The organism is Aquabacterium sp., assembly GCF_044226965.1.
In the GTDB taxonomy this organism is placed as follows: domain Bacteria; phylum Pseudomonadota; class Gammaproteobacteria; order Burkholderiales; family Burkholderiaceae_C; genus Pseudaquabacterium.
Window position 1 is genome coordinate 37,281 of record NZ_JBGAGA010000030.1, and the last position, 14,697, is coordinate 51,977.

Consider the following 14,697-nt stretch of genomic DNA (forward strand, 5'->3'; position numbering starts at 1 on the left):
AGCGCTCAGGCGCGCCTGGCCAGGCTGCGGGCCAGCGCGTCGCAGGTGCCGCGCTGGCTGTCGGTCGCCTCGATGCGGCTGCACACGCCGTCAAGCTGCTGCTGCAGCCGCGCGAGCACCGCGCCGTGCCGGCCACCGGCATTCCAGCTGGCGAGCTGGCTGCCCACCTTCTGCAGCGAGCGCGCGCTGCGCTCGTAGAACGCGCCCTTGTCCTGGGCCGCCTCGCGGAAGAGCTGCGCCGCCGTCTTCTCGATGCGCGCGGCGTCCTGCGGCGCCAGCTCGACCAGCGCGGTGAAGTAGGTCGCACCCCACTGCAGCCGCGTGGCCGGGCCTTCGCTCTTGTCGAAGGCCTGCTGGTACCAGCGCAGCGCCTCGTCCTTGCGGCCCAGCTTGCGCGCATTGCCCGCCAGCTGGCTCATCAGGTAGTAGGGCGAGTGGCTGCGGGCCAGGTTGGCCTTCAGCAGCGCATCGCTGTCCTGCCACAGGCCGGCCTGGCCCAGCATGTAGGCGGCGCCGGTGATCACCGCCTGGCGCTCGTAGCCATCGGTGATCTCGCGGTCGGCACGAGCCGCATGCTCACGCACCTGCTTCAGCAGCGCGGCCGAAATCTTCGGGTGGCGCTCGGACTTCGCGAGGTCCACCCGGGCCAGGTCGACGCGCGCGGCCAGCGCCGAGAGCCGATCGGCGCGCGACAGGCTGGCATCGCCTTCCAGCCGCTGCAGCGCGGCATCGAAGGCCGCGGCGATGGCCTGGCGATCGGCGCCGGCATCGGGCGCCAGCGCGCGGGTGATGTCCGGCGCGTAGTTCACCAGCATCTCCATCTGCGCGCGGCTGGCCACCGGATCGGCCAGCAGCTTGCGCACCCGCTCACGAACCGCGTTATCTGGCTTCAGGCCCTTGCCGTCGTCGCTGGCCGCCAGCGACTTCAACAACAGCCGCGTGCCGGATTCGGCCTCGGTCGCCGGGCAGGCGGCCGACAGCTCGGCCAGCAGGCCCGGCCGCTCGGCCTCGGGCACGAGCTGGTCCTGATCGGTGTCCCAGGAGTACAGCGCCAGCGCGCGCCACTCGTTGGCGCCCAGCGGCTTGCCGGCACGCGCATCGGCCAGCACCGCCTTCACCGGCCGGCCGCCGGCCAGGCCCTGCTGCAGCAGCGCCATCACCTGCGGTGCGTCGGCTTCGCCGGGCAGGCGCGTGAGTTCGGTGCCGTCGGCCCCCATCAGGATCAGCGTCGGGTAGCCGCGCACCTTGAAGCGCGCACCCAACTTCTGCGCGCCGGGCAGGTCGCCATCGATGTTGACCGCGACGAAGCCCTTCGAGCGCTCGATGAAGTCCTGCCGGTTGAACAGCGTGGCCTTCAGCTGGTTGCACGGCGGGCACCACTTGGCGCCCCAGTACAGCAGCACCGGCTTCTTCTCGGTGCGGGCCTGCGCGAAGGCCTTGTCGACATCGGCATCGCCGGCAGCGGCCAGCCAGGCCACGCCGCTGTCGGACTTCGCGCCGGCCGCGGCGGCGGCGGGCAAGGTGGCCAGCAGGCTCAGGCTCAAGAACGCGGCACGGGCGGCCAGGGTCAGGCGGCTCATCGGCATTTCCTTCGTGGGGAAGGCGCGATTGTGCCGCCGCGATGGACGACGAACCCCCGGGGTCAGCCCGGTAGCCCCGCCGCGGCGGCGGCCAATAGCTCGCGCGTCGCAGCGTCGGCAGGAAAGAAGTGCTCGACGCGCAGCGAGGCCGCCGTCACGTCCAGCGGCGCGCCAAAGGTGGTGAAGGCCGAGAACAGCTTCAGCTCGCCGCCGTCCACGGTGCGCAGGCGCGTCAACAGCAGCGGCGACGCAGGCGCGGCGGGCACATGCGCGCTCAGCCGCCGCGGCAGCAGCGGGCGCAGTTCCTCGACGATCGCGCGCAGCGGTGCGCACAGCATGGCCTCGCGCTGGGCACGCTGCCAGACCTCGCCGGCCACCTCGTCCGCATTGATCAGGGCCGCGGACAAGCCGCCCGGCAGGAACATCAGCCGCAGCAGGTTGACGCCCTGGCCCAGGTTGCCCGGATCGACCCCCAGCAAGACCATCATCGCCAGCGTGCCGCGGTTGGCCTGCAGCAGGTTCCACGCGTCGTCCAGCACGAAGGCGGGCGCCGGGTCGTGCGCTTCGAGCAAACGCGACAGCGCATCGCGCACCGGCGCCATCTCGGCATCGGCCAGCGCGCGCTGGCGGAAGGCCGGCGCATAGCCTGCTGCCAGCAGCGTGTCGTTGCGCTCGGCCAGCGGGGCCTCCAACGCATCGAGCAGCGCATGCAGCATCTCGCGGCTGGCCTGCGCGCGGCCGGTCTCGATGCAGGACAGATGCCGCTGCGAGACGCCGACGCGCAGCGACAGCTCCAGCTGACTGATGCGGCGGCGCTGGCGCAGTGCGCGCAGGCTGTCGCCGGCACGGCGGGCGGCGCCACTGCGGGCGGCCGGGAGCGGGGCAAGGGCGGCGTCGAGCATGGCCGTGATGCTGCCGCAAGCGCGCACCGCCGGCCATGACCTGCGAGGTCATTGCCGCCGTGCGAGGCCGGCCCGCAGACTGGCGCCACCTGGTCTGCAACCCACCCGAAAGGAGTCCTGCCATGCGATTGCTGCTCACCCTCGTCACCGCTGTCTTCGCCGCCTTCACGCTGTACGTGCTCTCACGCACCGGCCTCGTCGGCTTCTTCGAGCAGCTGCTGGCCAGCCCGGCCGGCTGGCAGACGCTGGCCGACGTGACGATCGCCCTCACGCTGGCGCTGGCCTGGATGTGGCAGGACGCGCGCCGCGAAGGCCGCGCGTTCTGGCCGTGGGTGCCGGTGACCCTGCTGCTCGGCTCGATCGGGCCGCTGCTGTACCTGCTGCTGCGGCGGGCCCCGCAGTCACGCCTGCAGGCCGCCTGAGCTCAGGACAGCGGCGCCTGCGGATCGTCGTCGCCCGGCTCCGGCGCGGCCCGCGCCAGCGCCATCCAGATGCCGAAGGGCAGCTTCATCGCGCGCTTCGGTGCCGGGCGCAGCACCTCCAGCGCGCCGCCGTCGTGCGCGGCCATCACGCCGTAGACCTCGGGCACGTCGTCGGGCCCGCCGATGCCGGCCTTCAGCACGTACCAGCACTCGCCGCCGATCTGGCGGTAGGCCTCGCCCTTGGTGGGCTTGCGCAGGTCGGCCAGCAGGTCGGCGCGGCGCACCTTGATCTCGTGCACCACGGGCTCGAGGTAATCCTCCACCGTGGTGTGGCGGATCGAGTAGACGTCGGGCATCGCCATCACCCAGCCGGCGGCATCGACTTCGCCCACCTTCGCGCGCAGCGACAACCCGCGCCACACCACGCGGCCGGCACGCTGCATCTCGCGCGCGATGCGGCCGACCAGCGCCTCGTGCGCGTCGCGCGCGCCGCGGTTGCGCTGCAGCGTCTGCGCCAGCAGCGCGATGCCGGCTTCGGTGACGCGCACCGTCTCGCGGCCCTGGCCGTCGCGCTCGCGGCTCAGCAGGCCGGCGGCCAGCAGCTCGATCTCGATCGGGTCCTGGAACGGCCAGCCGGCCGAGCGCCACACCTCGCGCAGCCGGCGCTGGTGCTGCACGGTGATCGCGATCGCCATGGCCGCGTCTTTCGAATGCTATGGACGCCGCTCAGACCTTCACGGACGGCTCGGTGCAGCTGCCCATCGTCGCCACCAGCGCGTCGAGGAAGGCCCGCGTGCGCGCCGGCATCAGGCGCCGTCCCGGGAACACCGCCCAGCACACGCCGGGCGGCAGGCACCAGTCCGGCAGCACCCGCACCAGCGTGCCGCGCTCGACCTCGGGCCGCGCGAAGAAGTCCGACACCGTGACCACGCCGATGCCGGCCTGCGCCATGCGCATCAGCGCCTCGGGCGAATTGGCCACCGTGTGCTGCGCCGGCGTGCCGCGCCATTGCTCGCGCACCGCGCCGGCAGCGCCGCCGGCCGGGTCGCGCTCGAGCGTCCAGCCCTTGGCTTCGCCACTGCGGGTCATCAGCAGCAGGCCGTGCAGGTCCAGCAGGTCCTCGGGCTCGGCCGGCACGCCCACCTGCCGCAGGTAGCCGGGCGCTGCGTACAGGCCCGCGCTCATCTCTGCCAGCTTGCGCGCGGCCAGCTGGCTGTCGTCCGGCAGGTCGCCCATGCGCACCGCCAGGTCGAAGTTCTCGCCGATCAGGTCGACACGGCGCGGCGACAGGTCCAGCTCCAGCACGATGGCCGGATGCGCCTGCACGAAGCTGGCCAGCATCTGCGGCAGCGCGACGCTGGCGAAATCGCCCGGCATCGACACCCGCAGGCGGCCGCTGGGCATGGCCTGGCGGTGCTGGGCCAGCGCCTGCGCGCCATCGACCTCGGCCGCCAGCGCGCGGGCATGGTCGAGCACGCCGATGCCGAAATCGGTGATCGCCAGCTTGCGCGTGCTGCGCTGGAGCAGCCGCTCGCCAAAGCGCTTTTCCAGCGCCGCGATGCGGCGCGACACGGTGGATTTGGGCAGCCGCACCCGCTCGGCCGCGCGGCTGAAGCTGCCGGCCTCGGCAACCCGGGCAAACAGCATCAGGTCATTGGCATCAAGGTCGATCATTCGTGTCCGCCCGGCCGCCCGAAGGACACGAAGACCCCCTCGGGGGGCGCGAACGCAGTGAGCTGGGGGTTCATGGTTCGCGATTCTGACGGCGATTGTTCCGTGCGCGCAACGATGTTATGCATTTCGGCGTCTTCCGTTGCTGTCATGGCGTCAATACAGTGACACCCATCGACAACCCTTCCGCACCGGAGTCCGTATGAACATCCTGCAAGTCAATTCCAGCGCCCGTGCATTCGCCAACGGGACCGGTTCGTTCTCGACCCGCCTGGCCAACGACCTGGTGCAGGGCCTGCGCGACGCCGAACCTGCCGCCACGCTGACCGTGCGCGACCTGACCGGCACGCCGCATCCTGCGCTGGACGAAGCCACGCTGCAAGCGCTGTTCACGCCCGCCGAGCAGCGCACGCCCGAGCAGGCCGCCCGCGTGGCGCTGGACGACGCGCTGATCGCCGAGATCCAGGCCGCCGATGTCATCGTGCTCGGCGTGCCGATGTACAACTTCGGCGTGCCCAGCCAGCTGAAGAACTGGATCGACGCGATCGCCCGCGCCCGCGTCACCTTCCGCTACACCGAGAAGGGGCCCGAAGGCCTGCTGACCGGCAAGACCGTCTACGCGGTGCTGACGCGCGGTGGCGTGCACCGCGGCCAGCCCAGCGACACGGTAGTGCCGTATCTGCAGACCACGCTCGGCTTCCTCGGCATGACCGACGTGCACTTCGTCTACGCCGAAGGCCTGGCGATGGGCCCGGAGGCCGAGGCCCGCGCGCTGGCCGATGCGCAAGCGCAGATCGACCAGCTGCTGCACAGTACCGAGACCGTTTGATCGCCCCCCTTGACGAAAGGATCCCCGCGATGAGCACCGCCACCCTCGAGACCTCGACGATCCAGCGCCCACGCGCGGTGGAGCGGCTCGTCGCCGGCCAGGCCACCAGCGATGGCGCGGGCGTCAAGCTGACCCGCGTGCTGACCCAGCCGCTGCAGCGCCGGCTCGACCCGTTCCTGATGCTCGACGCCTTCGGCTCGGACAACCCGGGCGACTACATCGCCGGCTTCCCGGACCATCCGCACCGCGGCTTCGAGACCGTGACCTACATGATCGCGGGCCGCATGCGGCACCGCGACTCGGCCGGCCACGAGGGCCTGCTGACCAATGGCGGCGTGCAGTGGATGACCGCCGGCCGCGGCGTGATCCACAGCGAGCTCCCCGAGCAGGAAGAAGGCCGGATGGAAGGCTTCCAGCTCTGGCTCAACCTGGCCGCCCAGGACAAGATGATCCCGGCGGGGTACCGCGACATCCCGAGCGACGCGATCCCCGGGTTCACGCGCGACGGCGTGTTCGCGCAGGTCATTGCCGGTGAAAGCCACGGCGTGGCTGGCGCCGTGCAGCGCGCGCGCACCGAGCCGCTGTACCTGGACCTGCACTTCGCGCCCGGCGCGCGCTTCGAGCAGCCGCTCGATCCGGCGCTGAACGCCTTCGTCTACGTCTACCGCGGCGGGCTGCGGATCGGCGAGACGGCGGTGCCGCCGCAGCGCATGGCGATCCTCGCGAATACGGCGGGCAGCGACGGCGTGGTGCTGCAGGCGGGCGGCGAGCCCACCCGCGCGCTGCTGATTGCGGGCCGGCCACTGAACGAGCCGATCGCGCAGTACGGCCCGTTCGTGATGAACACGCGCGAGCAGCTGATGCAGGCGGTCGAGGACTACCAGAACGGCAGTCTGGCCGGCGCCGGGCTCTGACCCCACCCCGGTAGGGGACAGGCCGCGCCAGCGGCCAGGGGCGCGCGGTGCCGATCGGAAGGGCCCGGCCCGATCCGGGTTACCCGGTCGGGTCGGGTGGCCCCCGCGGGGGGCGGCCGTCAGACGGCCGGGGTCGTCAGGCTCAACGCTCCTTGCGCAGCGCCGCCGACGGGTGGGCGGCGTCGCCCAGCATGTACAGCGTGTACAGGCTGCGCGCGCTCAGCGTCGCGTCGGTCAGGCTGTACAGCGCGGTGCTCGACAGCGGCGAGGTCACGTCCAGCCGGACCGCGGTGCCGCCGGTCACGGTACCGAAGTCCGACGCGTGGCCGAGCGCGGTGTTGGACGCGATGACGCTGAAATCGGCCGTCAGCGTCAGCGGATCGGTCAGGCCGGACACACCGTGCACCAGGCGCAGCTTGGCGTTGGTGCTCACGCTGGGCAGGCGGTTGTCGTCGGTGATCACCGTCAGCTGCGGCGCGCTGGCATCGCCCCAGACCAGCAGCGTGGTGTCGCTGCCGGCGGCGATGGTCGGCGAGGGCACCAGCACCGGCGTGCCGTTGACCACCAGCTGCAGCGCGCTGTTGGTGGCGATGAAGCTGCCGTAGTTGCCGATCGTCGGCGAGGTGCCGTTGGACAGCAGCGTGATGCCGCCGAGGCTGGCCGTCACCTTGCCATTGCCCGCCACCGAGGCCACCACGCGTGCGCGGGCCAGGTTGTTGTTGAAGGCGCTGACGCTGCCCTGCTGCGCCTCCAGCAGCGCATGCACCAGCACGCCGCTCGGCCCGGGCGTGAGGATCAGCGTGGCCACCTGGGTGCTGGCCAGCACCACGTTGCCGACATCGAGCCGCAGGTCGGTCTTGTCGCCGGCCGCCGTCACGCGCAGCCGGTAGGTGCCCGCCGCGATCGAGGTGTAGCCCACCGTGCCACCGCCGGCAACGCTCGCCGCCACCGGGCTGGCGTTGTCCAGCGACTCGTCGCTGCCGGTCAGGTACACGTCCAGGGTGCCGGCGTCCGGTGCGGTGTTCAGCACCATCAGCTTGCTCTTGCCGCTGTCGGCGGCGGTGGCGTCCTCTTCCAGCAGCGCGGTCTTCATCGCGCCCTGCCAGCCATAGGCCACCACGGTGTACGAGACGCCGCCGGTCAGCGTGCGGCCGGTGGTCGACAGCGCCGAGGTGCTGCCGCTGTTGGTGATCACCGTCGAGATGCTGCTGGTGCCCACGTCGGCATAGTCACCGGCTGCGCCGTAGCCCAGGGCGCTGTTCTTCTTGCTGTCGTCAACGTAGAAGTCGAGCGAGGCATAAGCCGTGCTCGCATTCAACAGGCGCAGCCGGGCGGTGCCGCTGCTGCTGCCCCCGCTGCCATTGCCACCACACGCTGCCAGCCCCAGGCCAGCCAGCACCACCACGGACCCCAGGGCCCACCACTTGAAGTTCTTGAACACGATCCCTCGCTGCTCCATCCAGACAATGCAGCGGGCATTGCACGTCGGGCGCGTTGCCGCGCTGTGGCCGATTGCGAGGGGTTCGTGAAGCAGCGTGTCCGGCCCGACACACTGTGGGGCCGGCCGACGGGTTCAAGCGTCTTGCGACGGGTCAGGCAACAACCTGCACGCCCTTCCAGAACGCGACGCGGCCCTTGATCTGCGCCGCGGCCTCGCTGGGCTCGGGGTAGTACCAGACGGCGTCCGGATTCATCTCGCCGTTCACCAGCAGGCTGTAGTAGCGCGCCTGGCCCTTCCACGGGCAGCTGCTGCGGTGGTTGCTGAAGCTGGTGTACTCGCGCTTGAGCGCGCTCTCCGGAAAGTAGTGGTTGCCTTCGACCACCACGGTGTCGTCGCTCTCGGCGATCACCACGCCGTTCCAGATGGCTTTCATGCGTTGCGGTCCTTGCTCGGGTCTGCCGTCGAAGCCGCGCATCATGCCGAAGAAACAAAGACCCGCCGGCACGGCGGCCACCGGCCGCCTTATGCTGCCCGCCCATGTCTTCCATGCCACCCGCCACCCCGGTGCTGGCGCTGCAGGGCCTGCGCTACCGCTGGCCCGGGCAGCACAGCGACGCGCTGCAGCTCGACGCCCTTCAACTGGCCCGCGGCGAGCGCCTGTTCGTGCGCGGGCCCAGCGGCTGCGGCAAGAGCACCTTGCTGGCGCTGATCGCCGGCGTGCTGCTGCCCGATGCCGGCAGCGTGGCGCTGCTGGGCACGCCCTGGTCGACGCTGTCGGCCATGCGGCGCGACCGCTTCCGCGCCGACCACATCGGCTACATCTTCCAGCAGTTCAACCTGCTGCCCTATCTCTCGGTGCTGGACAACGTGCGCCTGCCCTGCCGCTTTTCGCCGGCGCGTGCCGCCCGCGCACCGGCCGGCAGCGCCGAGCAGCTGCTCGAACGCAGCGGCCTGCCCGCCGCGCTGTGGCGGCGACCGGCGGCGCAACTGTCGGTGGGCCAGCAGCAGCGCGTGGCGGCAGCCCGCGCATTGATCGGCCAGCCCGAGCTGGTGGTGGCCGACGAGCCGACCTCGGCGCTGGACGAAGACCTGCGCGAAGCCTTCATGCAGCTGCTGCTGGACTGCTGCACGCAGGCCGGCAGCGCGCTGGTCTTCGTCAGCCACGACAGCCGCCTGGCCGCTCATTTTGACCGTCATCTCGATCTGGCCGCCGTGCGGCCCCGAGAGGTGGCTGCATGACCCCGCTGCTCGGCCTGGCCGCGCGCAGCGCGTGGAACCGCCGCTTCGCGCTGGGCCTGGTGCTGGCCTCGATCGCGCTGTCGAGCTTCCTGCTGATGGGGCTGGAGCGCGTCCGCCAGGACCTGCGCGACAACTTCGCGCAGGCGGTCTCGGGCACCGACCTGATCGTCGGCGCACGCACCGGCTCGGTCCAGCTGCTGCTGTACGCGGTGTTCCACATCGGCAACGCCAGCAACAACATCCGCTATGCCAGCGTGCAGAAACTGGCCGAGCACCCGGCCGTCGCGTGGGCGGTGCCGCTGTCCTTGGGCGACAGTCACCGCGGCTTCGCGGTGCTGGGCACCACGGCCGACTACTTCGCGCATTTCCGCTTCGGAAGCCGGCAGGCCCTGCAGTTCGCCGAGGGCCACGCCTTCAGCGGACTGTACGAGGCGGTGGTCGGCTCGGAGGTCGCGCGCCGCCTGGGCTACCGGCCCGGCCAGACGATCGAGCTCTCGCACGGCGACGGCGCGATCGAGCGCCACGACCACGCGGACAAGCCGTTCACGATCGTCGGCGTGCTGCAGGCCACCGGCACGCCGGTGGACCGCACGGTGCATGTCAGCCTGCAGGCCATCGAGGCATTGCACGCCGACTGGATGGCCGGCGTGCGGCTGCCCGGCTTCAAGCTGGATGCCGCACAGGCCGCGCAGCGCGACCTGACACCGCGCGCCGTCACCGCGGTGCTGATCGGGCTGAAGAACCGGGCCGCGGTGTTCTCGCTGCAGCGCGAGGTGGCGGCCTTCCGCGACGAGCCGCTGCTGGCCATCCTGCCCGGCGTGGCGCTGGACGAGCTGTGGCAGGTGCTGGACCTCGGCGAACGCGGGCTGCGGGCCGTCAGCGCGCTGGTGGCGCTGGTCAGCCTGGCCGGGCTGGTGGCGGTGGTGCTGGCCGGCTTGAACGAGCGGCGGCGCGAGCTGGCCATCCTGCGCGCGGTGGGCGCCGGCCCGCGCACGCTGCTGTGGCTGCTGGCGCTGGAGGGCGGGCTGCTCACCGCGGCCGGCGTCGCGCTGGGCGTGCTGGCCTGCTGGGGCACGGTGGCCGTGCTGGGTGGCTGGGTGCTGCAGCGCTACGGCCTGGTACTGCAGGCCGCGCCGCCCGGCCTGGCCGAAGCACGGCTGATCGGCGCGCTGCTGCTCGCCGGCGCGCTGGCCAGCCTGCTGCCGGGCTGGCGCGCCTATCGCCTGTCGCTGGCCGACGGGCTTTCGCCACGCGTGTGAGGCCAGGCTCAGGCAAGATACCGGCCCGATGTTCGACCACCGTCCCATGACCTCCCTCACCCGCCGCCGGTGGCTGGCGCTGTCGCTGGCCGCCGCCGCGCCGGCCTGCCTGCGTGCACAACCCGCCACCAAGCCGGGCGGCTACTCCCTGCTGAGCTGGGAAGACCTGGTGCCCAAGGGCTGGGACCCGATGAAGGGCCTGCAGGCGCCCGGCCTGGCGGCGATCAACGACGGCGACCCGGCCGCCGCCGACATGATGCGCAGGCTGCGCGAGGCCTGGGACAACGCACCGGCCGAGACCCGGCTGGACGGCACCGCGATCAAGCTGCCCGGCTACCTGGTGCCGCTGGACGAATCGCGCACCGGGCTGACCGAGTTCCTGCTGGTGCCGTATTTCGGCGCCTGCATCCACACGCCACCGCCGCCGGCCAATCAGATCGTGCTGGTGCAGCCGTCCCAGCCGCTGCAGGGCTATCACGCCATGGACACGGTGTGGGTCAGCGGCCGGCTGCGCGCCGCGCGCCAGGGCTCGCCGATGGGCACAGCCGCCTATCGGCTGGAAGCCGCGCTGGTCGAGCGCTACACCACGCCGCCGCAGCGCTGACGCGGCGGTCCGACGACCGTGCTGTCGAACGCCCACGAATCGGCCGGCGGCCTGGCCTGGCAGATCGTCACCCGCCTCGGCGAAGCGCAGCTGCTGCTGCCGGCCATGGCCGCCACCGTGCTGTGGCTGGTGCTGCGCCGGGACGCCTGGCGGCTGGCGCTGTGCTGGCTGCTGGCCACCGGCGCCGCGGCATCCCTCACCACCGCCAGCAAGGTGGCCTTCATCGGCTATGGCGTCGGCTACGCGCCCTGGGATTTCACCGGCTTCTCCGGCCATGCGATGTTCGCCGCCGCGGTGCTGCCGGTGATGTGCCGGCTGGCCGAAGGCTCGCTGCCAGAGCGCTGGCATGGCCACGGGCTGGCCTTCGGCTATGCGCTGGCGGCGCTGGTCGCAGCCTCGCGCGTGCCGGTGCTGGCACATTCGTGGTCCGAGGCCTTGAGCGGCTACGCCCTCGGCGCCATGGCCAGCGCCGTCACCTTGTGGGCCGCGCAGGCGCCGCGGCTGCGCTTCAGCCCCTGGCTGCTGGGCGCGCTGGCGCTGGGCCTGAGCCTGGGCGTCGCGCAGGCGCCGCCCTCGCGCACCCACGACATGGTGACGCGGCTGTCGCTCGCGCTGTCGCGCCGCCCGCAGCCCTACACCCGGCTGCAAATGCACCGCGACTTCCGCCGCCAGCATCTACAGACGGTGCAGATACAGGCGGCTCAACAGGCGGCTCAAAGGCAGGCGAGCTGCCAGGCCAGCGGCACCGCGCCGGGCGGCAGTGCGTCGAAGCCGACATGCTCGATCACCCGCACGCCCTGGTTCAGCTCGTGACTCGACTCGAACCAGCCGCAGCCGCGGGGCGCTTCGGCTTCCGGCAGCGGGCCGCCCGGCGGCAAGGGCATGGCGGCCGGGCCGATCGTGTGCGTCAGCATGTTCATGGTTCCCCCTGGTGTCTTGGTATGGCCGGCATCTTCGGCCGCTGATCTCCGGCCGGCCATCACCCGAGGGTTGGAAACGGCATCCCCCTTTGGGGGGTACCCGACCCCCAGTCACACGCGCCCGCTACAAATTGACACCGGTGATCACCGCTATTCGGCCGATCGCGCGCGGCCGGCCATCCCTAAGCTGCCGCCCATGGAACGCTCGCCCCGCCGCCCACCCCCGCAACCGGCCGGTTCGCTGCCGCCGGTGCGCGGTGTCGCGCCGGTCGGCCGCGTGGCCGAAGCGCTGGAGCGGGAAGACCTGCCCTCGCTGTCGGACATCCTCGCGCACTACCGCCAGCACGGCACGGTGGCACGCACCGTCGCGGCCTGGCACCCGAACCCGCCGCAGGCCCTGCCGTCGCCGGCCGAGGCCCCGCAGGCCTTCGACGAAGCGATCACCGGGCTGCAAACCCGCGAGCTGGACGGGCCTGAGCTCTTCGACCAATTCTTCGGCAACGGTCAACCCTAGAATGGGCTGATGCTCACGGCAGCCAGCAGGCGATCGGGCCGCGCGCTGCCGCTGCAGGCGGCCCGCGCGCTGCTCGTCCTCACCACCCTCTTCCTGTTCGCCGGCCGCAGCCCCGCGGCCCCGCCCGCCAGCGCCCCGCTGCCGGCCTCCGCCGCGACGGCCGCACCGTCGGCATCGGCCGCCGCGGCCGAGCCGGCGCCGGTCTCCGGCACCGGCCAGCGCATCTACGAGCGCAACCGCCCGCTGCTGCTGCAGGTGCGCACGCTGCTGAAGACGCAGGACAGCCAGGCCTCGGTCGGCTCGGGCTTCCTGGTCAGCGCCGAAGGGCACCTGATCACCAACTACCACGTCGTCAGCCAGTACGCGCTGCAGCCCAAGCGCTATCGCCTGGTGTACGCGACCATCGACGGCAAGCAGGGCGCGCTGCAGCTGCTGGCCTTCGACGTGCTGCGCGACCTGGCACTGCTCCGGCCGGTCGACCCCGCGCCGCTGGCCGGCCGCGGCACCGTGAACCTCGCGCCCGAGGCCGACAACATCGGCCGCGGCGCACGCATCTTCTCGCTCGGCAACCCGCTCGACGTCGGCTTCGCGGTGGCCGAGGGCACCTACAACGGCCCGGTCGAGCGCAGCTTCATCAAGACGCTGTTCTTCGGCGGCTCGCTCAGCCCGGGCATGAGTGGCGGACCGGCGCTGGACGAGCAGGGCCGGCTGGTCGGCGTCAACGTCGCCGCGCGGCGCGATGGCGAGCAGGTCAGCTTCCTGGTGCCGGCCGCGCCGGTGCGCGCGCTGCTGGCGCGCGGCCGTGAAGCCAAGCCGATCACCGAGCCCGCCTACCCCGAGATCACGCGCCAGCTGCTGGCGCACGAGGCCGACCTGACCGAGCGCTTCCTGGCCCAGCCCTGGCGCGACGCCGGCCACCCGCGCTACCGCATCCCGGTGCCGCAGGAGCTGTGGATGCGCTGCTGGGGCCGCGCGCCGCAGGTCGAGCGCGGCCTGCAGTTCGAGCGTTCGGACTGCGAGATGGACAGCCGCGTCTACGTCGCCGGCCGGCTGCAGACCGGCTACCTGACGGTGCGCCACGAAACCTACGACGGCAGCAAGCTCGGCACCCTGCGCTTCGCCGAGCGCTACTCGTCCAGCTTCCAGAACGAATTCATGGGCGCCGACGATCCCACGCGCACCGCGCCGCGTTGCGTCGAGCGCACGATCGAGCGCGAAGGGCTGCCGCTGCGCGCGGTGATCTGCGTGCGCGCCTACAAGAAGCTCGAAGGCCTGCACGACCTGAGCGTGCTGGTGGCCACGCTGGACGCCACCCAGACCGGCGCGCAGGGCCGGCTCGATGCGCATGGCGTCAGCTTCGCGAACGCGCAGCGGCTGGCGCAGCACTACCTCGACGGATTCGCATGGATCGCCCCGAAGAACGTCTCGCGCTGATCGAGCTGCTCGAGCGCGACGGCCGCGTCGGCCGCACCGTCGACGTGGCGCAATGGCCGCAGACGCTGGGCCGCTCGCTGGCCAACAGCGTGGTGCTCGACGACCCGCACGTCGCGGCCGAGCACGCCCGGCTGGAGGCCGACGAAGCAGGCCGCGTCAGCCTGACGGTCGGCCCCAGCGACAACGGCGTGCTGCTCGACGGCGCCCGCCTGGCCGCCGGCGAACGGCGCGAGCTGCCGCCCGGCGGCGCGCTGCTGCAGCTGGGGGCCACCCGCCTGCGGCTGCGGCTGCGCGGCGAGACGCTGGCGCCGGAGCGGCGGCTGATCTTCACCGAGCTCAAGCCGCTGACCCTGGCCGCGCAGGCCCTGGCGCTGATGGCGCTGATGCTGGCGCGCCAGTGGGTCGCGCTCGACCCCGGCGCCGACCTCACCGCGTGGCTGCCGCTGCTGTTCGGCCTGCCGCTGGCGCTGGTGGGCTGGTGCGGCGTGTGGGCGCTGGTGTCCAAGCTGTTCCAGCACCGCTTCGACTTCTTCGGCCACCTGCGGCTGGTGCTGCCCTGGCTGCTGGCCACCGAAGCCAGCGAGGTGCTGGTGCCGCAGCTGGGTGCGATGTTCGGCTGGGCCTGGCTGTGGCAGCTGACGCCGGCGCTGGGCGTGCTGCTGCTGGCCTTGCTGCTGCGGGCGCAGCTGGCGCACGTGCTGCCGCAGCATGGGCGCATCGTCAGCGCCACGGTCGCGCTGCTGACGCTGGGCTACGGCCTCGTCAACCTGGCGAACATCCACCGCAGCACCGACCGCTACACCCGCGCGCCGTACATGAGCACGCTGCCGCTGCCGGCACTGCGACTGAGCGGCAGCAGCACGCCGCAGGCCCTGGTGGGTGCGATGGCGCCGCTGCGCGAGCAGCTGGCCGACCGCGTGCGCCAGGCGCGCGACGAAGACGCCGACGCCAACCCCGACGGCGACTGA

16 protein-coding genes are annotated in these 14,697 nt (G+C 72.2%); 10 read left to right on the forward strand and 6 right to left on the reverse strand.

Features of this window, described 5'->3' with window-relative positions:
* Positions 1-5 precede the first annotated feature (5 nt).
* Both ACILR4_RS14955 and ACILR4_RS14960 read right to left on the reverse strand, forming a co-directional pair.
* Positions 6-1,580 carry a thioredoxin family protein gene (locus tag ACILR4_RS14955; protein WP_395701644.1) on the reverse strand — a complete coding sequence of 525 codons (1,575 nt, stop codon included), beginning with the start codon at positions 1,578-1,580 and terminating at the stop codon, positions 6-8.
* A 62-nt stretch (positions 1,581-1,642) separates the two neighbouring features.
* Complete coding sequence (locus ACILR4_RS14960; protein WP_395701645.1) at positions 1,643-2,482, reverse strand: helix-turn-helix domain-containing protein; 840 nt, start codon at positions 2,480-2,482, stop codon at positions 1,643-1,645.
* Positions 2,483-2,604: 122 nt separating this feature from the next.
* Between ACILR4_RS14960 and ACILR4_RS14965 the strand changes: the two genes are divergently transcribed.
* Positions 2,605-2,904 carry a DUF2834 domain-containing protein gene (locus ACILR4_RS14965; protein WP_395701646.1) on the forward strand — a complete coding sequence of 100 codons (300 nt, stop codon included), beginning with the start codon at positions 2,605-2,607 and terminating at the stop codon, positions 2,902-2,904.
* A 2-nt stretch (positions 2,905-2,906) separates the two neighbouring features.
* On the opposite strand, the gene ACILR4_RS14970 is transcribed toward ACILR4_RS14965, so the two are convergent.
* Positions 2,907-3,599 carry a hypothetical protein gene (locus ACILR4_RS14970; protein ID WP_395701647.1) on the reverse strand — a complete coding sequence of 231 codons (693 nt, stop codon included), beginning with the start codon at positions 3,597-3,599 and terminating at the stop codon, positions 2,907-2,909.
* Positions 3,600-3,630: 31 nt separating this feature from the next.
* Complete coding sequence (locus ACILR4_RS14975; protein ID WP_395701648.1) at positions 3,631-4,578, reverse strand: LysR family transcriptional regulator; 948 nt, start codon at positions 4,576-4,578, stop codon at positions 3,631-3,633.
* 199 nt (positions 4,579-4,777) lie between these two features.
* On the opposite strand from ACILR4_RS14975, the gene ACILR4_RS14980 reads away from it, so the two are divergent.
* Together ACILR4_RS14980 and ACILR4_RS14985 are read left to right on the forward strand one after the other, a co-directional pair.
* The gene (locus ACILR4_RS14980; RefSeq protein WP_395701649.1) at positions 4,778-5,404 is read left to right on the forward strand and encodes an FMN-dependent NADH-azoreductase; all 627 of its coding nucleotides are present in this window, start codon (positions 4,778-4,780) and stop codon (positions 5,402-5,404) included.
* Positions 5,405-5,433: 29 nt separating this feature from the next.
* Complete coding sequence (locus tag ACILR4_RS14985) at positions 5,434-6,318, forward strand: pirin family protein (RefSeq protein WP_395701650.1); 885 nt, start codon at positions 5,434-5,436, stop codon at positions 6,316-6,318.
* A gap of 142 nt (positions 6,319-6,460) precedes the next feature.
* Here ACILR4_RS14985 and ACILR4_RS14990 read toward each other — a convergent pair whose 3' ends face one another.
* Together ACILR4_RS14990 and ACILR4_RS14995 are read right to left on the reverse strand one after the other, a co-directional pair.
* Positions 6,461-7,777 carry a DUF4397 domain-containing protein gene (locus ACILR4_RS14990; protein ID WP_395701651.1) on the reverse strand — a complete coding sequence of 439 codons (1,317 nt, stop codon included), beginning with the start codon at positions 7,775-7,777 and terminating at the stop codon, positions 6,461-6,463.
* Positions 7,778-7,910: 133 nt separating this feature from the next.
* Positions 7,911-8,192, reverse strand: a complete 282-nt coding sequence (locus ACILR4_RS14995; RefSeq protein WP_395701652.1) for a DUF427 domain-containing protein — start codon at positions 8,190-8,192, stop codon at positions 7,911-7,913.
* A gap of 104 nt (positions 8,193-8,296) precedes the next feature.
* Here ACILR4_RS14995 and ACILR4_RS15000 point away from each other — a divergent pair, with 104 nt between their 5' ends.
* The 7 genes from ACILR4_RS15000 to ACILR4_RS15030 all read left to right on the forward strand — a co-directional run bounded on the left by ACILR4_RS15000 (position 8,297) and on the right by ACILR4_RS15030 (position 14,697).
* Entirely contained in the window at positions 8,297-8,998 is a 702-nt protein-coding gene (locus ACILR4_RS15000; protein WP_395701653.1) for an ABC transporter ATP-binding protein, read from the forward strand.
* The gene (locus ACILR4_RS15005; RefSeq protein WP_395701654.1) at positions 8,995-10,257 is read left to right on the forward strand and encodes an ABC transporter permease; all 1,263 of its coding nucleotides are present in this window, start codon (positions 8,995-8,997) and stop codon (positions 10,255-10,257) included. The genes ACILR4_RS15000 and ACILR4_RS15005 overlap by 4 nt, the downstream gene beginning before the upstream one ends.
* A 46-nt stretch (positions 10,258-10,303) precedes the next feature.
* On the forward strand, positions 10,304-10,861 hold the full coding sequence (locus tag ACILR4_RS15010; RefSeq protein WP_395701655.1) for a DUF3299 domain-containing protein: 558 nt from the start codon (positions 10,304-10,306) through the stop codon (positions 10,859-10,861).
* Between the two features lie 18 nt (positions 10,862-10,879).
* Positions 10,880-11,674: a phosphatase PAP2 family protein gene (locus tag ACILR4_RS15015; protein WP_395701656.1), complete on the forward strand. Its 795-nt coding sequence runs from the start codon at positions 10,880-10,882 to the stop codon at positions 11,672-11,674.
* A gap of 303 nt (positions 11,675-11,977) precedes the next feature.
* Entirely contained in the window at positions 11,978-12,295 is a 318-nt protein-coding gene (locus ACILR4_RS15020) for a hypothetical protein (protein WP_395701657.1), read from the forward strand.
* Positions 12,296-12,304: 9 nt separating this feature from the next.
* A complete protein-coding gene (locus ACILR4_RS15025) occupies positions 12,305-13,729 on the forward strand; it encodes a serine protease (RefSeq protein ID WP_395701658.1) in 1,425 nt (474 codons plus the stop codon).
* Positions 13,699-14,697, forward strand: coding sequence for an FHA domain-containing protein (locus ACILR4_RS15030; protein WP_395701659.1), 999 nt, complete (start codon positions 13,699-13,701; stop codon positions 14,695-14,697). The genes ACILR4_RS15025 and ACILR4_RS15030 overlap by 31 nt, the downstream gene beginning before the upstream one ends.

Excerpts from the sequence above, each read along its gene's own strand:
- ACILR4_RS14955 (WP_395701644.1), bottom strand. The coding sequence starts at position 1,580 with ATGAGCCGCCTGACCCTGGCCGCCCGTGCCGCGTTCTTGAGCCTGAGC.
- ACILR4_RS15020 (WP_395701657.1), top strand. The coding sequence starts at position 11,978 with ATGGAACGCTCGCCCCGCCGCCCACCCCCGCAACCGGCCGGTTCGCTG.
- ACILR4_RS15010 (WP_395701655.1), top strand. The coding sequence starts at position 10,304 with ATGACCTCCCTCACCCGCCGCCGGTGGCTGGCGCTGTCGCTGGCCGCC.
- ACILR4_RS14965 (WP_395701646.1), top strand. The coding sequence starts at position 2,605 with ATGCGATTGCTGCTCACCCTCGTCACCGCTGTCTTCGCCGCCTTCACG.
- ACILR4_RS14990 (WP_395701651.1), bottom strand. The coding sequence starts at position 7,777 with ATGGAGCAGCGAGGGATCGTGTTCAAGAACTTCAAGTGGTGGGCCCTG.
- ACILR4_RS15000 (WP_395701653.1), top strand. The coding sequence starts at position 8,297 with ATGTCTTCCATGCCACCCGCCACCCCGGTGCTGGCGCTGCAGGGCCTG.
- ACILR4_RS14960 (WP_395701645.1), bottom strand. The coding sequence starts at position 2,482 with ATGCTCGACGCCGCCCTTGCCCCGCTCCCGGCCGCCCGCAGTGGCGCC.
- ACILR4_RS15025 (WP_395701658.1), top strand. The coding sequence starts at position 12,305 with ATGCTCACGGCAGCCAGCAGGCGATCGGGCCGCGCGCTGCCGCTGCAG.
- ACILR4_RS14970 (WP_395701647.1), bottom strand. The coding sequence starts at position 3,599 with ATGGCGATCGCGATCACCGTGCAGCACCAGCGCCGGCTGCGCGAGGTG.
- ACILR4_RS14985 (WP_395701650.1), top strand. The coding sequence starts at position 5,434 with ATGAGCACCGCCACCCTCGAGACCTCGACGATCCAGCGCCCACGCGCG.
- ACILR4_RS14975 (WP_395701648.1), bottom strand. The coding sequence starts at position 4,578 with ATGATCGACCTTGATGCCAATGACCTGATGCTGTTTGCCCGGGTTGCC.
- ACILR4_RS15005 (WP_395701654.1), top strand. The coding sequence starts at position 8,995 with ATGACCCCGCTGCTCGGCCTGGCCGCGCGCAGCGCGTGGAACCGCCGC.
- ACILR4_RS14995 (WP_395701652.1), bottom strand. The coding sequence starts at position 8,192 with ATGAAAGCCATCTGGAACGGCGTGGTGATCGCCGAGAGCGACGACACC.
- ACILR4_RS14980 (WP_395701649.1), top strand. The coding sequence starts at position 4,778 with ATGAACATCCTGCAAGTCAATTCCAGCGCCCGTGCATTCGCCAACGGG.
- ACILR4_RS15030 (WP_395701659.1), top strand. The coding sequence starts at position 13,699 with ATGGATCGCCCCGAAGAACGTCTCGCGCTGATCGAGCTGCTCGAGCGC.